The 15,746-nt window shown below is 65.9% G+C and carries 17 protein-coding genes and 1 pseudogene; 8 read left to right on the top strand and 10 right to left on the bottom strand.

Annotated features, from left to right (window positions below):
- Positions 1–107: 107 nt before the first annotated feature.
- The 4 genes from EZM81_RS18790 to EZM81_RS15445 are packed head-to-tail and all read left to right on the top strand — an operon-like array spanning position 108 to position 3,028.
- Positions 108–725 (top strand): endonuclease domain-containing protein, encoded by a 618-nt coding sequence (locus EZM81_RS18790; protein WP_136646328.1) that lies wholly within the window; start codon positions 108–110, stop codon positions 723–725.
- Positions 722–2,083, top strand: coding sequence for a DUF6638 family protein (locus EZM81_RS15455; protein WP_136646327.1), 1,362 nt, complete (start codon positions 722–724; stop codon positions 2,081–2,083). Before EZM81_RS18790 ends, EZM81_RS15455 begins: the two co-directional genes overlap by 4 nt.
- Complete coding sequence (locus EZM81_RS15450) at positions 2,080–2,352, top strand: hypothetical protein (protein ID WP_135450847.1); 273 nt, start codon at positions 2,080–2,082, stop codon at positions 2,350–2,352. The genes EZM81_RS15455 and EZM81_RS15450 overlap by 4 nt, the downstream gene beginning before the upstream one ends.
- A 7-nt stretch (positions 2,353–2,359) precedes the next feature.
- Positions 2,360–3,028, top strand: a complete 669-nt coding sequence (locus EZM81_RS15445; RefSeq protein WP_135450846.1) for a DUF1523 family protein — start codon at positions 2,360–2,362, stop codon at positions 3,026–3,028.
- A 268-nt stretch (positions 3,029–3,296) separates the two neighbouring features.
- Here EZM81_RS15445 and EZM81_RS15440 read toward each other — a convergent pair whose 3' ends face one another.
- The 7 genes from EZM81_RS15440 to EZM81_RS15410 form a co-directional block, all read right to left on the bottom strand.
- Positions 3,297–5,222 carry an alpha/beta fold hydrolase gene (locus EZM81_RS15440; protein ID WP_136646326.1) on the bottom strand — a complete coding sequence of 642 codons (1,926 nt, stop codon included), beginning with the start codon at positions 5,220–5,222 and terminating at the stop codon, positions 3,297–3,299.
- A 9-nt stretch (positions 5,223–5,231) separates the two neighbouring features.
- Positions 5,232–5,948, bottom strand: coding sequence for an HAD family hydrolase (locus EZM81_RS15435; protein WP_136646325.1), 717 nt, complete (start codon positions 5,946–5,948; stop codon positions 5,232–5,234).
- 10 nt (positions 5,949–5,958) lie between these two features.
- On the bottom strand, positions 5,959–7,152 hold the full coding sequence (locus tag EZM81_RS15430; protein WP_136646324.1) for a phytanoyl-CoA dioxygenase family protein: 1,194 nt from the start codon (positions 7,150–7,152) through the stop codon (positions 5,959–5,961).
- An 11-nt stretch (positions 7,153–7,163) separates the two neighbouring features.
- The gene (locus tag EZM81_RS15425; RefSeq protein WP_136646323.1) at positions 7,164–8,063 is read right to left on the bottom strand and encodes a D-amino acid aminotransferase; all 900 of its coding nucleotides are present in this window, start codon (positions 8,061–8,063) and stop codon (positions 7,164–7,166) included.
- Between the two features lie 94 nt (positions 8,064–8,157).
- On the bottom strand, positions 8,158–8,598 hold the full coding sequence (locus EZM81_RS15420) for a hypothetical protein (RefSeq protein ID WP_135450841.1): 441 nt from the start codon (positions 8,596–8,598) through the stop codon (positions 8,158–8,160).
- A gap of 208 nt (positions 8,599–8,806) precedes the next feature.
- Positions 8,807–9,037 carry a hypothetical protein gene (locus tag EZM81_RS15415; RefSeq protein WP_136646322.1) on the bottom strand — a complete coding sequence of 77 codons (231 nt, stop codon included), beginning with the start codon at positions 9,035–9,037 and terminating at the stop codon, positions 8,807–8,809.
- Between the two features lie 18 nt (positions 9,038–9,055).
- Positions 9,056–9,367, bottom strand: a complete 312-nt coding sequence (locus tag EZM81_RS15410) for a hypothetical protein (protein ID WP_135450840.1) — start codon at positions 9,365–9,367, stop codon at positions 9,056–9,058.
- Between EZM81_RS15410 and EZM81_RS18345 the strand changes: the two genes are divergently transcribed.
- The 4 genes from EZM81_RS18345 to EZM81_RS15395 all read left to right on the top strand — a co-directional run bounded on the left by EZM81_RS18345 (position 9,366) and on the right by EZM81_RS15395 (position 12,989).
- Positions 9,366–9,527 (top strand): hypothetical protein, encoded by a 162-nt coding sequence (locus EZM81_RS18345; RefSeq protein ID WP_167851035.1) that lies wholly within the window; start codon positions 9,366–9,368, stop codon positions 9,525–9,527. The genes EZM81_RS15410 and EZM81_RS18345 overlap by 2 nt on opposite strands.
- Before the next feature lie 176 nt (positions 9,528–9,703).
- Entirely contained in the window at positions 9,704–10,693 is a 990-nt protein-coding gene (locus EZM81_RS15405; protein ID WP_135450839.1) for an MDR family oxidoreductase, read from the top strand.
- 157 nt (positions 10,694–10,850) lie between these two features.
- Positions 10,851–11,471, top strand: a complete 621-nt coding sequence (gene rpsD, locus EZM81_RS15400; protein WP_136646321.1) for a 30S ribosomal protein S4 — start codon at positions 10,851–10,853, stop codon at positions 11,469–11,471.
- Between the two features lie 99 nt (positions 11,472–11,570).
- On the top strand, positions 11,571–12,989 hold the full coding sequence (locus tag EZM81_RS15395) for a homospermidine synthase (protein WP_136646320.1): 1,419 nt from the start codon (positions 11,571–11,573) through the stop codon (positions 12,987–12,989).
- A 51-nt stretch (positions 12,990–13,040) separates the two neighbouring features.
- Here EZM81_RS15395 and EZM81_RS15390 read toward each other — a convergent pair whose 3' ends face one another.
- The 3 genes and pseudogenes from EZM81_RS15390 to EZM81_RS15380 form a co-directional block, all read right to left on the bottom strand.
- Positions 13,041–14,015 carry a type I glyceraldehyde-3-phosphate dehydrogenase gene (locus EZM81_RS15390; protein ID WP_135450899.1) on the bottom strand — a complete coding sequence of 325 codons (975 nt, stop codon included), beginning with the start codon at positions 14,013–14,015 and terminating at the stop codon, positions 13,041–13,043.
- A gap of 270 nt (positions 14,016–14,285) precedes the next feature.
- Positions 14,286–15,467, bottom strand: a pseudogene (locus EZM81_RS15385) (DSD1 family PLP-dependent enzyme); the annotation flags it as partial.
- Positions 15,468–15,698 (bottom strand): transposase, encoded by a 231-nt coding sequence (locus EZM81_RS15380; RefSeq protein WP_136646319.1) that lies wholly within the window; start codon positions 15,696–15,698, stop codon positions 15,468–15,470. It abuts the pseudogene before it with no gap.
- Positions 15,699–15,746 lie beyond the last annotated feature (48 nt).

The following is a 15,746-nucleotide window of genomic DNA, read 5'->3' as shown; positions in this document are numbered from 1 at the left end:
GGAGGCGCTTCTTTTGTTGGGGTGGACGCTGGCGGTTGGTGGTTTGGTGCTCCCTCCCCCTTGTGGGGAGGGTTGGGGTGGGGGGCCTTGGGCATGGGGCGCAAAGCATGACCGGCATTCACCCGATCACCCGCCAAAGGGCGCGGAAGCTGCGGGCGGAGATGACGCCGCAGGAGCGGAAGGTCTGGGCCAAGCTGCGGGAGTTGAACCGGATGCTGGGGCTGCATTTCCGGCGGCAGGCTCCGATCGGGCCGTTCATTGCGGATTTCGCCGATCTGGGACGGCGGGTGGTGATCGAGATTGATGGGGGCGGGCATGGTGGGGAGCGCGACCAGCGGCGGGATGAGTGGTTGGCTTCGCAGGGGTTTCAGGTGGTGCGGTTCTGGAATTCGGAGGTGTCGGGGAATATCGAGGGGGTGATGCAAGTGATCTTCGATGCGGTGAGCGGTGAGGATTTGGCTGAAGGCGTGCCCCCCACCCCCATCCCCTCCCCACGAGGGGGAGGAGAGGCACTTGGGGTTGGCGGTGTGCGTTATAGGCTGGCGGAGTCGCATTTGGCTGACGCCCCCCCACCCCAGCCCCCCCCCACGCGGGGGGAGGGAGGCGCTTCCGAAGATGCGTTGAGCGGGGCGGTTGAGGCGGGATCCTCCCCTCCCCCCTGTGGGGAGGGGAGGGGGGTGGGGGGCTCGCCGGCAGCCGAGAGCGCAAGCGGAGGAAGGACATGAAACGCCTCATCCAACGTGGCCTGATGTTCGGGAACCTGATCGAGGTTTCCTCCCCGGCCCTTGTCGAACGCTACAACCGGGCGCTCAGGCATCTGACCGGCAAGACCACGAAGCTGAACGATTTCCACATCGACCTCTCCGGCTATTCGCCCGAGATCGGGGATGAGCTGGGGGACCACCTCTACCTCAACCCCAACGGGGCGAACCGGCAGTTCATCCTGCTGACCACGGCGCAGAAGGATGCGCCTTTGCTCAACATCAAGTTCTCCACCAGCCGGGGGATCCTGACGCAGTTCATCGAGAAGAACGAGGCGCAGCTTTTTGCGCTGACCGCGCGGGACGCGGTGGCGGGGGAGTTGCAGAACTCGGTCTACGCCTTCGACACGCCGGCGAAGCTGTTCGACATCCGGCAGGTGACGGTCGAGGCGGATACGATCGGCGGGCATGTGGCGGATGCGGGGAAGCTCGCGAAGCTGATCGAACGCTTCCGGCAGGAACCCGACGGCTGGCGCGACGATGTGCTGGTGGCCGAGATGATCGGGCTGGCGAAGAAGACGGGCGACGTGACGCGGGTGCCGATCTCGCTTCCGGCGATGACGTTCCAGCAGTCGAACTTCTGGACCAGCCATTTCGGCGGGATCTACGTCTTTCAGGGGGTGCGCTATCCGGCGGCGATATCCTCGCTGGACTGGCGCAGCCTGGGCGAGGTGCCGATCGCGCAGGTGATGGACCTGACGCACCGCAACCAGATCGCCGACTGGCTGGAGCGCAATGGGCTGGTGGAACCCATCGTGCAGGCGCGGGGGGCGGATGCGGCGGCGATCCTGCGGCAGAAGATGGATTTCATCCTGGTCGATGCCGCCGACCGGCTGGGAATCGAGGTGGGCGATGCCCGGCGGACGGAACTGCGCAAGGTGGCCTACAAGCTGGGCACCGCGCTGCCGGAGGAGTTCCTGGGGCTCGCGGCCCTGTTGCGCTGGGTCGAGGCCGGGGGGCCCTGGCCGAAGATCACCTCGGAGCATCCGGCCTATTTCTACACACTGCGCGGCAAGGGGCCGGACCGAGACCTGGTGAACATGCTTCTGTCGGAACTCTCGCCCATGGACGTGCGGCAGATGTTCATTGTCCACAAGGAGCTGTTCTACGCTCAGTATGCCACCTGGTCCGAGGCCAAGAAGACCTATGTGGCGGATTTCCTGGCGCGGGAGTATCAGGTGGACCGCGAGGGCGCGCGCACCGCGCTGTTCGGGCCGGAGCCGAGCATGGACGAATTGCACCGCCCGCAGATGGCCGAGGGGCCGAGGCCGGTGCGGCCGCCCGTGGTGGGGCCCTGGGGCAGAACCGGAGGGCAGCGATGATCGGTTTCCTGCGTGCTATCCTGATCTGGGCCGTGGTCGGGGCGGTGGCCTATTTCATCCTGCGGACCTATGCGCGTTCATTGCGGCGCGAGGCGCTGGAAAAGGAATGGGATGCCTCTCCGCAGGGCGACGATGCGGCGCGCAAGGCGTTCATCGAAAAGGGCATGGCCGATTACGAAGGCAGCCTGCGCAACCGCCTTCTGGTCATCATCTTCGTCCTGCCTTTCATCGTGATCGCCCTTCTTCTATATCTGATGAACTACGCATGAGGCCGCGATGCGCTACGTGAAATGGGCCTTCTGGTCCACGCTTGCCCTGGTCGTGGGGTTGTTCCTGCACTACACGCTGCCACAGCATGATGTGGTGCGCGTCGTCGGAACCTATCAGGAACGCCAGGATCTGAACGACTGGACGCGCATCTTCTGGGCGTCGCCCGACGACCAGTCGGGCACGCTGACGAACCGCGATGTGCAGTTCATCCAGACCATCCAGCCCAACGGCAAGCCGATGGTCTACCGCAACGAGGATACTGGCTGGAACTGGCCGCCCTATTTCAAGTTCGACACCGCCAGCCTGCAGACCGAGGCCGATGACCTGAAATCGACCGCCGAGGCCCCGAAATGGGTGGTGATCACCCATTACGGCTGGCGAAACGAACTGATCTCGATCTTTCCCAATGCAGTGGGCATCCGCCCGGTCGATGGGCCGGATGTGACCATCATCCCGTGGTTCAACATCTTTTTCTTCGCGTTCCTGCTGTTCCTGGCCGTGCTGTTCCGCAGGATGTGGCTGCAATTCCGCGAACGGATGGTGGACCCCGCCCTGGCCGAGGTCGGCGAGACGCTGGATGCGGCAAGCGCGCGGGTCGATGCCGCCCGGAAGGAAGCGCGCGGTTTCTTCGGGCGGATCCGGGCCTGGCTGAACACCTGGCGCGCCAGGAAATAGGGCGGCCGGCACTTTGACGCCTGCTGCCTGCGACCGCCTGCTTCCGGCCCAGGATCGTGCCCGCGCTGCCAGAGACGGCATCAGGAATCGGGCGCTTGCCGGACTGCCCCAAGATTTGGCACAGCCGTAGCTGCCGGACCGCCGAAGCAGCCGTAACGAGTGAAACGGGCGACACGGCCTGCACCCGCAGCATCGGCTGCCGGTCGGCAGCCACGACATCGGAGGCATGCCTTGCGGGCCAACGGCCCGGGGCCCCAGGGGTGACAAGCTATGGCAGGGTGCGCGGCAGGGTTGCGGGCTTTCCGTCCCAGGTGCCGCTGATGCTCCACGCCTCGTCGCGCGTTCGATAAAGATAGACGATCTCGCCCGAGTGATGCCCGCTGACCGAAAGGGTCAGGGTCAGACCGTCCCGGTCCTCGCCGGTGGCGATTTCGACACCCTTCCCGCTGACGGTCAGTTCGGGCCAGAAGCGGCACTCGCGAAACGCATAGTTGGTGCCGGAATAGGTTGCGGTCGCGCTGAGGGTGCCGCCAAGGTCGCATCCCACGGTCAGCGGCTGCATGCCGTCCCAGTTGTTCAGGGCGCTGTTTAGGTAAAGCTCTGTCTCCACGGCCTGGGCGACGGCTACGGGGTCGGCCATCGCGGCCGGGTCGGTCAGTGTCAGGGGCAAATAGTCGCCGATCAGATCCTGTTCGCACTGCTGCTCGTGTGCCACGGGAAGGATACCGTCGATGATCAGATCCTGGACGATGGCATCGGGGCAGGCGATCCCCCGCCCCCAGATCACATGCGGGCCGCCCGACATGAACACCCCATAGGCATTGCGGGCATTGTCCAGAACGGCCCGCGCCATGGAAATCGGCGTGATCGGGTCGGAATCGCTGTTCAGCACCAGGGTCGGATAGTCGCCGCCGGCAAAGGGTGGCGGACGCACCGACGGGCCCTGATGTGGCCAGTAGGCACAGGCAAGGCGCTCCATGAAGAATGACCGGATCAGCCGCGGCGCGCTGGGCGCGAAATCTGCCGCCTCGGCCATGATGGCGTCGGCACGTTCGTCCGGGGTCTTGCCGGGACCGCTGTCGTAATCGGTGCAGGTGATGGCGTAGAACGCAGCCGAATACCATCCCGCATCCGCGATCCCGGTCTCGGTTTCGGGATCGACGTACATGCTGGCATAGCCCAGGTGCAGCAGCGGCACCGGATTGCCGCGCCCCATGGCCGCAAGGGCGCGCAGAAAGTCGGCCCGGCCCCTGGGCGAATAGAGGGCATAGAAGGCGCTGGCTTCGAAGATGCCCGAGGTGATCCGCCGATCCTCGACCCGCCCGTCGGCCCGGACGAACCGCACGGGGATCGGGCCCTTGGCCAGCCGCGCGGCGATGCTGTCATAGACCTCTGCCGCAGTGTTGCCCATCTCGCCGCGCATGTCCTCGGCGCATTCGGCGATGCGGTCACAAGCAGCCAGGGTTCGCGCCAGGATCGTCTCGGCCGCCAGCGTGTAGTTGCGGTAGAAGCCGCGGGCATCAAGGTTCAGGTCCACGACCCCGTCCAGAACGACACCGCGCACGGCATCGGGAAACTGCGCGGCATAGGCCTGGACGAATTGCGTTCCATAGCTTTCGCCGTAAAGCCAGACCTTCGGTGCCCCGATCTTCTGGCGAAAGGCCTCGCTGTCGCGGATGGCCTGGTCGGAACTGACGAAGGGCAGCAGGTCGTCGCGTCCGATTTCCCGGGTGCAATCGGCAACATAGGTGCGTGCAGCCGCCATGGCGCCCTCAGGATCTCTGACCGAGACGGGGGCTGCATCGTAGATCGCCTGGGCGACCGGACAGGAAAGTCCGTGATCGGGGCCCGTGCCGCGCTGGTCGACAAAGACGACGTCCATGTATTGCGTCAGGTCGGCGTCGAAGGACGCAAGGTAGCTTTCTGCCGAGGCCAACCCCGACGCGCCCGGCCCGCCGACGAAATAGAACAGGATTCCGCGGCTTTCGATACTGGCGAAGGACAGGGCAAAGGTGATGTCGATGGTGCGCGCACCGTCGTTCGCCATGTGGTCCAGCGGCAGCGTCAGCGTCGTGCAGGACAGGGTGGACATCTCGCAGGGGAAAAGCTCCAGCCCCGCGGTCGCTTCGAACAGCGAGACCTCGGCCGCAGCCGGGTTGGCGAAAAGGGCTGCGGCAAGGGCGAGGCGGCGCATGGGAACCTGTCAGAGGGCAAGTGCGGCAAGGCGGTCGTAATGCGGCATCGCCTGATCGGCGAGGCGTCGGAAGGCGGCGGGCAGGTCGGGCAGGGCGCCCTCGGGCGGCTCGAACCCGGTCGAGCGGTGGACCGCGCCATACCAGTGCGGGGCCCAGACACCGTCCTGCGGCTTGGGTCCGGCGGGCCACGACAGCATGGCCGGGTCGAAGGGCAGGTCCAGTGCAGCGCACAGCCGTGTCAGCGCCGCGCGCGGGTCGGCGCGGATTGCCTCGGCGCTGATCACGGGCGGGGCGGTTCCGGTCAGGTCGGCCACAAGGTCGAACAGTTCGGCCTGCTGGACAACGCCCAGATCAGCCAGCGTCGGCGCCTCGCGCTTGCGGGCATAGCTGGCGATGACCTGGGCAGGATGGCGGATCAGGAAGGCATTGGTCAGCTTCTTCAGGAAGCCGCGATCGAAGGTCGGGATCAGGTGCAGCGTCATGTGCTTCTGATACCAGTGCGGCTTGCCGTCCGGGTTGGGGCCGGTCAGGAACGCGGCCACCCTGGCCGGGTCGGTCGGCTGGCTGGCGATCACTGCATCGCGCATGGGATGGTCGATGCCGGTGGCCGCCAGATAGGCGGCGTAGAAGGGTTCATCCGTCGCCGCGCAGTCGGCCCTTGAAGCGAAGCTATACATCAGCGCGGTCGAAAGGTTCCGCGGGCCTGACCACATGGCAATCTTCATCGGGTGGTCTTCATGGCAGACGTTTGGCGGCTTGCGCATCCAGCGCGGCGTTCAGGGCATCCGGCGCCCAGCGCGCGGCCAGCGCCTCGGCCAGAAGCGCCGCCTGCGATTTGGGCGCCAGCCCGCCGAGGGGCGGGTCGCGGTCGAGGTTGGTGGGAAAGCTGTAGCCTTCGGCGCAGGCGGCGATGGCATTGGCGATCTGCGCCGCAGTCATGCTGCCTTCGGCCTGTGCGGCCAGCAACACGGGATAGAGGGCCTTGCACATTGCCGTCCGGTCGATCGCTTCCATCGCCCTGCCATAGGCAGAGGAAACCTGGAAGAGGTTCACCATCCGCTTGACATCCGCCGTCCGGTTGCTGCCTGCGGCGTGGAACAAAGCCGGAGAGAAGAACAGCATGTCGCCCTTCCTCAGCGGCAGCTGCACGGCATGGGCGTCGAAATAGGCGCGGAACCCTGGCTGAGAGGTCGCAAGGTAGCCCGGCGCATATTTTTGGCTGTGCGGCAGCAGCAGCGTCGGCCCGGCCTCGATCGGCGCGTCCACATGGGCGATGGCGCCTTGCAGGGTCAGCATGGGGCTGAAACGGTGGACATGGGCGGGATAGGCCGCCACCGCCTCGGCAGTCTGGAAGCCCAGATGATAGTCACGGTGTGGCGACTGCGCCGCGCCGCCGGGGTTCACCACATTGAGTTGGGCAGTCATCTGGTAGAACGGGCCCAGCCAGGCCCGGCTGACCAGGGCCAGGAAGGGGTTGGCGTAGTAACGCGCGAAATTCGCCGGGTCGGCCAGACAGTGCTTTTCCAGGCTGTTCCAGATCCGGTCGTTGGCGCCGGGCTTGGCAAAATGGTCACCGCCGCCTGTGCCATCGCGGTTCTGCCGGTCGATGAGGCCGCGGAACAGGTCGGATGCCGCATCCAGCATCGCATGATCAGGCTCTGCCCCTGAAAGCACGATCACTCCGGGACCGTTCGCCAGGGCCTCGGCCCATTCGGCAGCCAGTTGCCGGGCAAGGGCGGGGTCCACGATCCGGGGCAGAAGGGCGGGGCAGTCGTAGATCAGCACATCCTTTTCCACTGCCGCAGCCAGCGGCCAGTCGGCCTTGTCCGTGCCGACCGCGCAAAGGGCGGCAAGGTCGGCCACATCGCAATCCTCGGCCCGGAAATAGACCTTCCGTTCCAGAAGCCGTGCCCGATCTGTCACTTGCATGTCATCCCCCCTCATGCGCCGACCAGCGCCTTGTAAAGCCCGCGGATACGTTCGGTCACCGGGCCCATCTGCCCCGTGCCGATGACCCGGCCGTCGATCATGCCCACCGGTGTCTGCGCGCCGAAGGTGCCGGTCAGGAAGGCCTCGTCCGCGCTGTAGGTTTCGACCAGACTGAAGTTCCGTTCCCGCGCCACGATCCCGTTGGCGCGGGCCAGGTCCAGCACCTTCTGTCGCGTGATGCCGTTCATGCAGTAGTCGCCGGTCGAGGTCCAAAGCTCGCCCTTGCGCACGATGAAGAAGTTGCAGGCGTTGGTAGTGTTCACGAAACCATGCACGTCCAGCATGAGGGCCTCGTCCGCGCCGGCCTTCTGGGCGGCGATGCAGGCAAGGATGCAGTTCAGCTTGGAATGGCTGTTCAGCTTCGGATCCTGGGTCATCGGCAGGCCGCGCAGATGCGGCACGGTGGCAAGGGTGATGGGGCGCGGCAGTTTCGGCCGGGAATGTTCCATGATGATCACCATGGTCGGCCCCTGCTGCGAAAGGCGAGGGTGCTGGAAGGGGCGGGTCTTTACCCCGCGCGTCACCATCAGGCGGCAATGCGCGTCGGTCACCATGCCGTTTGCAGCTTGCGTCTCCAGCACTGCGTCGATCACTTGCTGCTTCGTGCGGCCGATGTCCAGGTCGATGGCCCTGGCTGCCTCGAACAGACGGTCCACATGTTCGTCGATGAAGGCCCAGCGGTTGTTGTAGAGCCGGATACCCTCCCACACCCCGTCGCCCAGCATGAAGCCGGAATCGTAGACGCTGACCACCGCCTGCGCCTTTGGCTTCAACGCACCATCCACCCAGATCAGGATGCTTTCGTTCCGGGCATCCTCTTCCGCCTGGTGGGTCGAGACATGGTCGGTCATGACGGCTGGCCTTTCGTTCTGGCGGCCACGCTAGGGGCAGGGTTGGCGCGAGGCAACAGGCAGTTGAGGGGCCCGAGGCTGATGGCCAGCGGGATCAGCCGTCGTGCAGCGTATGCAGCCAGGGCAGGGCGCGTGTCGTCAGAAGATCAAGTGCAAGGGCCAGCCGGGCAGGGTCGTCCAGCACATCGACAAAGGCCAGCGTGCCGGGATCGTGCGGATGATCCGCGGCGAAATGCCATAGCGTCAGGTCTTCGTCCTCGGGCCAGTCGGGATGGTCGGGCGGGCTGCCGGCGGGGGTAAGGAACCGCAGCACGATCTGCGCCTCCCAGCCATAGCGGTTGCGCTGCACATGGACGGCCGACCGGCCATGCGGCGAGATCCTGGTGAAGGTCGTACCCTTCAGCGCATAACCCAGCGGCGAGAGCCTGTCGCCAAGCGCTGTCAGGATCGCGGCGAAGGCTGCTTCACGGCGTTCCGGGAACGCCGGGTCATGCGCGGCGGTGTGCTTGCGGGCGGCGAGGTCTTCGTCCTGCATTTTTGAAGCCTAGCCCTCTGTAGCCGCGGGCGCAATGGAGCGGTCCCAGCCGATACCAGCGCGTTCCGCTACCAGCGCGTTCCGCGCGGGGCCGGTGTCGTTCCCCTGCGCGCCGGGGGCGCGCAACCGGGCCGGGCATCGGGGGCGGTTCGCCCCCCGAACCCCCTGACAGTATTTGCGCAAGGAACAAGTCCATGCCTCAGTCGGGTCATTTGACCCCGCTCGTCCTGGCGATGAAATCGGTCAGGCAGGGCACATGGCACTCTGGCCCCGATCCGCCATGGGCCATGGCCGAAGGGAAGATGTTCTTGGCGGTGCTGACCATGCCGGTGGCAACCGTGGCGGCATTGGCCATGCTTTTCGCGTCGTGCAGATCCTTGCAGGCCTTTGTCAGGGCGAAGTGGTCCGCCGCGCGATTGCCTGCCAGCGCGCAACCCACGAAGGTCTGGTAGAAGCCTTAGTCCATCCGGTCGCCGCGGATCACGCTGTCGAATGTGATGGTCAAGATGCCGACCTTGTCGGCCAGCGCCAGCGCCCCGGTATGGATTGCGGCATGGTCGAGCATCAGGAAGCGGTTCAGAAGCCCTTTCCGGTGGCGATCGGCCATGCAGTCGAGCGTGTCGGCCCAGGCATCTTTCCGGCTGCGGCCCGGGGTATCGGCGAAGTGGACGCCGCGCTGCCCAAGTTCGGCGGCGGGCCGTTTGGTGACGGTCGGTCGGAGGTAGGGCAGACCACCCCCAACGTTGCCCGGCTCAGGGTGCAGAGCCATGCGCGCCACGGCCAAGGCCACCCTGGTGCGCGCCCGGCAGCGTCAGGAAGATGATCGTGGACCGGGCGGCAAGGTCTTTGACCGCGGCTTCGGGCGCGTCGCGGCCGATCAGGCTGTGCACCGGGGGGCGGTTGCGATTGCGCTGACGCTCGGGGGATAGGCTTGTTCCACGGTGTCCTTTGCCGCACCGTGGCCCATGAGGCAGGTTCCGATGAACCCGATCTGTTCCCGGGTCATGCGGATCTTCCTTGCCGCGCAAAGGGGGGCCGGCGGCGGCGGGTTGACAATCCTGGCCGGGCAGGGCGCACTGGCGCCCAGACAAGAGGGGGGTCCGAAATGTTCCGCGCACTGGTTCTGGAAAAGGAAGGCGATGTCGCCGTCGCCCATCTGCGAGAGCTGGACGAAAGCGCGCTGCCACCGGGGGATGTCACGGTGGCGGTGGAATACTCGACGCTGAACTACAAGGACGGGCTTGCGCTGTCGCCGAACGGCGGCGGGATCGTCAGGACCTATCCGCATGTGGCTGGCATCGACTTCGCCGGTACGGTCGAGACCTCGGACGATGCCCGCTACAAGCCCGGCGACAAGGTGGTGCTGACCGGCTGGCGGGTGGGTGAGATCCACTGGGGCGGCTATGCGCAGAAAGCGCGGGTCAAGGCGGACTGGCTGGTGCCCCTGCCCGAAGGCCTGAGCACCCGGCAGGCGATGGCGGTGGGGACCGCCGGCTTTACCGCGATGCTTGCGGTGATGGCTCTGGAAGAGCACGGGCTGACACCGGACAAGGGCGAGGTGCTGGTCACGGGGGCGGCCGGGGGCGTGGGGTCCGTTGCCGTCGCGATTCTGGGCCGGCTGGGTTATCAGGTCGCGGCGGTGACGGGCCGGCCTGAGACCGAGGCCTATCTGCGCGATCTGGGCGCGGCGCGGATCGTGCCGCGGGCCGATCTGGCCGAAACGGTGAAGCGTCCGCTGGAAAGCGAGACCTGGGCGGGCTGCATTGATGCCGTGGGCGGCGCGATGCTGGCGCGGGTTCTGGGGCAGATGAAGCATGGCGCCTCGGTCGCGGCGGTGGGCCTGGCCGGCGGGGCCAGCCTGCCTGCCAGTGTGATTCCGTTCCTTTTGCGCGGGGTGAACCTGCTTGGCATCGACAGCGTGACCGTGCCGTATGAACGGCGCGTCAAGGCATGGGGCCGCATCGTCACAGACCTGCCGATGCAGAAGCTGGAGGCGATGGTGAAGCCCGCGACCCTGGCCGATGTGCCTGCACTTGGTGCCGCGATCCTTAAAGGGGGCGTGCAGGGCCGCGTCGTGGTGGACGTGAACGCCTGAGCGGCTGTTGACTCTGCCGCGCCAGCCTCTATAAGCCCAGCCGTCCCGGGGTTGGCCCCGGGGCCAATCATTGGTGTTGGTGGCCCCCGCAAGGGGATGCCTGTCGCCCCGGAGACGGGGAAAGGACAACGCCCTTCACGAACGAAGGAGATCAGCGGTGACGAAACGCACCTCTGCCAAGTACAAGATCGACCGCCGGATGGGCGAAAACATCTGGGGCCGTCCGAAATCGCCGGTGAACAAGCGCGAATACGGCCCCGGCCAGCACGGCCAGCGCCGCAAGAACAAGCTGTCGGACTTCGGCACGCAGCTGCGTGCCAAGCAGAAGCTGAAGGGCTATTACGGCGACCTGACCGAGAAGCAGTTCCGCAAGATCTATGCCGAGGCCGAGCGCGTGCGCGGCGACACCGGCGAGATGCTGATCGGCCTCCTGGAGCGTCGCCTGGACGCCGTGGTCTATCGCGCCAAGTTCGTCCCGACCATCTTCGCCGCCCGCCAGTTCGTGAACCACGGCCATGTGCTGGTGAATGGCAAGCGGGTCAACATTGCTTCCTACCGCGTTTCGGAAGGCGACGTGATCGAGGTGCGCCAGAAGTCGAAGCAGATGGCCGCCATCGCCGAGGCCATCGCCCTGACCGAGCGTGACGTGCCCGACTATCTGGAAGTGGACCACAACAAGCTGACCGCCAAGTTCGTGCGGACCCCTGGCCTGGGCGATGTGCCCTATCCGGTGCAGATGGAACCGAACCTGGTCGTCGAATACTACGCGAAGAACTGATCCCTTCGCGGATCGTGACCCGAGGCCGCGCCACCCGGCGCGGCCTTTTCCGTTACGGCGCCTTTCGCGCCCTTCTCTGATCGGGGGGACCCAAGGACCATGACCATCACGACCAAGCACGCCACCATCGACGGGGCACTGGTGATGATCGGCTTCGGCTCGATCGGACGCGGCACGCTGCCGCTGATCGAACGCCACATCGGATTCGATCGCAGCCGGTTCACCGTGATCGAGCCCTCGGCCGACTTCGCGCACATCCTGCGCGACCACGGCATCCGTCACCTTCAGGTGGCCCTGACGCCCGACAACTTCGCCGATGTCCTGCGCAGCCTGTTCCCGGAAGGGCGCGGCATGATCGTCAACCTGTCGGTGGACGTGGATTCGATCGAGGTGATGAAGCTCGCCCAGGAGATGGGGGTGCAGTACATCGACACGGTGATCGAACCCTGGCCGGGGTTCTACTTCGGCTCGACCCTGCCGAATGCCGAGCGCACCAACTATCCCCTGCGTGAAAAGGTGCGCGAACTGGGCAAGTCCTATCCGGGCGGGCCGACGGCAGTTTCGTGCTGCGGGGCGAATCCGGGCATGGTCAGCTGGCTGCTGAAAGAGGCACTGTTGCGTCTTGCGGCAGATACCGGCGTACAGGCCAACCCGAAAAACCGCGAGGACTGGGCGCGGCTGATGCGCGACCTCGGGGTCAAGGGCGTCCACATCGCCGAGCGCGACACGCAGGTTGCCGCCCGCCCCAAGCCGCTTGGCGTCTTCGTCAACACCTGGTCGGTGGACGGCCTTCTGTCCGAAGGCTACCAGCCGGCCGAGCTGGGCTGGGGCACGCACGAGAAGAAGCTGCCGCCGAACGGCCACCGCTTCGACCATGGCCCCGGCCATGCGATCTGGATCGACCGCCCCGGTGCCGATACCCGCGTGCGCAGCTGGTGCCCCGGCGTCGGCCCACAGTTCGGCTTCGTCATCACCCACAACGAGGCGCTGTCGATCCCGGACTACTATACGGTCTGGGAGGACGGCCGCGCCGCCTATCGCCCGACTTGCCACTACGCCTATCACCCGTGCAACGACGCGATCCTGTCGCTGCACGAGATCAACGGTGCAGGCAAACTCGCAGATGCGCAGCACATCCTGACACCCGAGGAAATCGTTTCGGGTGGCGACGACCTGGGCGTGCTGCTTTACGGCCATGCCAAGGGCGCGATGTGGTATGGTTCACGCCTGACCTGCGAAGAGGCGCGGCGACTTGCCCCCTATCAGAACGCAACCGGCATGCAGGTGACATCAGCGGTGCTGGCGGCGATGGTCTGGGCGGCCGAAAATCCGAACGAAGGCTTTGTCGAGGCTGACGAGATGGATCACGTCCGCTGCCTGGAAGTCCAGCGCCCCTATCTCGGCTCGATCGAGTGCCACTACACCGACTGGACGCCGATTCGGAACCGGATCAACAGCTTTGCCGAGGACCGGGACGACGACGATCCCTGGCAGTTCACCAACTTCCTCGCCGTCTGAGACCGGATCTCGGGTTCCGCCGGGCCATTCCTCCGCCCGGCGGTGCCACCCTCAGCCCAGACGCATGGCCATGTCCAGCATCCGGTTGGAAAAGCCCCATTCGTTGTCATACCAGCCGAAGACCCGCAGCATCCCACCGGGGGTCGCCTTGGTTTCGGGGCAAGCCATGATGACCGATTCGGGCCGCGACCGCAGATCGGTTGACACCAGCGGCCGGTCGGTCCAGCCGATGACGCCGCCGACGGCGCGGAAGGCCGCATTGACCTCATCGACCGTGGGCCGGGCCTCGGTCAGCAGATGAAAATCCACACAGGACACGCTGGCCACCGGCACCCGCACCGCCTGGGCCACGATGCGCCCGGCAAGCTGCGGCAGGACGCGATCCAGAAGCCTTGCCGCACTGGTCGTGGTCGGCACCATCGACAGGGCTGCCGCCCGGCTGCGCGGGTAGTCCGCGGCCGGAGCATCGACCGTCGGCTGGCTGCCGGTATAGCAATGCACGGTGGTCATGCTGCCGGTCACGATCCCCCAGCGGTCGTGGATCAGCCGTGCCAGCGGTGCCAGAGCATTGGTCGTGCAGGACGCATTCGACACGATGCGCTGCCCCGTCAACGCCGTCTCGTTCGCGCCCAGGACCACCGTGACATCCGCCGCCGCCGATGGGCCCGAGATCAGAACCCGACCTGCCCCTGCCACAAGGCCCCGCTCGGCCACTTCCCGGGTTTCGGCGCGGCCGGTGCATTCCATCACCAGGTCGATCCCCGCCAGATCAAGCCGCGACAGGTCGGCCGTACGGTGCAGCGGGATCGACCGCCCGTCTACCACCAGCGCACCGCCTTCCAGCGCAACCTTGCCGCGCCAGGGGCCGAAGACGCTGTCGTATTCGAACAGATAGGCACACATCTCCGGCGCGGCGATGTCGTTGATGCCGGCGATCTCGATTCCCGGCCAGCGGCCGGGATCTTGCAGAAATGCCCGCAGCACCGACCGCCCGATCCGCCCGAAGCCGTTGATGAAGACCCGCATCACCCGCTCTCCCCGCGCTGCTTCGCGCAGTCTCAGCACGGCTTTGCCGTCGCTTCAACAGGCGTTTGATCAAAACTTGTTCCCATCACAATTGCGCGGAAGACGATGTTGCCGGTCGGGTCTCTTGCCAGGCCTTGGGTCGGTCCGGCCCCGCGGCCTGAGGCCGCACTGCCGAGGCCAGACAAGGTGCCACGCGCAGCCGGACAGGAAACCGATCCAGGATGGGGAATACAGCGTGCACCGTGTGATGACCGGCCGCGGCGGCGGCCAATAGGCCTTGCCCCGCACCGAGACGGGCCAGACCACCTCGACCTTGCCGTGCCTCGGGCCCACGTACCAGTCATGCACCTTGCAGGTCGGGTCGCAGTGGCCGGGCACCAGTTTCAGCCTGTCAGCGGCCTTCGGCACCCCGTCCGGGTCGTCGATCACCCCTTGTTCGTCGCTGGACCTGACGTATGCGACATCATCCCGACCGAAGATCACCGGCAGCCCGCTGTCCAACGACTGCGCATTGAGCCCCGCGTCGCAGATCGCCCTGTCGGGCTTTGCATGGCTCATCACGCTGGTCAGGATGAACAGGGCATTGGCCCATTCGCTCTGGTCGATACGGCGCCCCTCCTGGTCGAGGATCCGGCCATAGTCGGCGTCCATGAAGGCACATGAGCCAGATTGCAGCTCGTTGAAGACCCCGGACCCGCTTTCGAACTGGTAGGATCCCGTGCCGCCGCCGGAAACGAGTTCGGGCTTCAGGCCCGCCGCTTCCAGGGCCGTGACGCACTGTCTGACCTGGGCGCTGGCGGCATCAAGCTTTGCCTTTCGATCCTCGTGGCAATCCAGGTGCTGCATCGCACCCTGATAGACCTGAAGCCCGGCAAAGGTCAGGTTCGGCGCGCCTGCCACGGCCTGTGCGATCGCGACGACCGGTTCCGAGGTGCGCACTCAGCAGCGACCCGCCCCACAGTCGATCTCGGCCAGCACATCCAGCCAGGTTCCGTGGCGCGCCGCAGCCATCGAAAGATCGGTGGCATTGGACAGGTCATCCACGCAGACCAGCGTTCTGGCGCCAAGTTTTGGCAGTCGCGCCTGTCTGTCGATCTTGGCCAGGTCGCGCACCTGGTTCGACACCCGAATTTCGTTGATGCCGCCGCGGGCAAAGACATCGGCTTTGCTGACCTTCTGGCAGCAGACACCCACCGCGCCGCCCAGACGCACTTGCAGCATCGCCACGTCCAACGACTTGTGCATCTTGCCATGCACCCGGTGCCGCATCCCGTGCACACGAGCGTAGGCGCCCATCTTGGTGATGTTCCCTTCCTCCGCGTCCATATGCTGGATCAGGAAGGGCGTCTGGATGTCGGCCTTATCCATCCCCGGCAGGGCGGGAATGTCGTAGCCGACCTCCAACCCCTGAAAATCCGCATGTCTGTTCAACGGCCTAGGCCCTGTCTGCATTCACCTTAGCCAGTCGAGGGCTGAGACGGGGAAGACGAAGCCCATGAAGCTGGTCATCGTTTTCTCGCAGCGCAGGGCGATGCGACGGAAGCGTTTGATCCGCTGAAAGAAGTTTTCGACCTTGTGGCGTTCGGCATGAAGTTCGCGGTCGAGGGGTGGCTTGATCGCGCGGGGCGGGTTGGCCTGGATATCGGCTTCTGCCCCGAGTTCGGTCGCGATCTTCGCCCGCAAGGTGCCGGAATCCTAGGCCGCATCGGCGATGACCTGTCCCACGCCATC

Source organism: Tabrizicola sp. YIM 78059, from assembly GCF_004959785.1.
Taxonomy (GTDB): Bacteria; Pseudomonadota; Alphaproteobacteria; order Rhodobacterales; family Rhodobacteraceae; genus Tabrizicola; species Tabrizicola caldifontis.
Note: the sequence above shows the minus strand (reverse complement) of the source record. Positions and strands in the feature narration are given on the sequence as shown.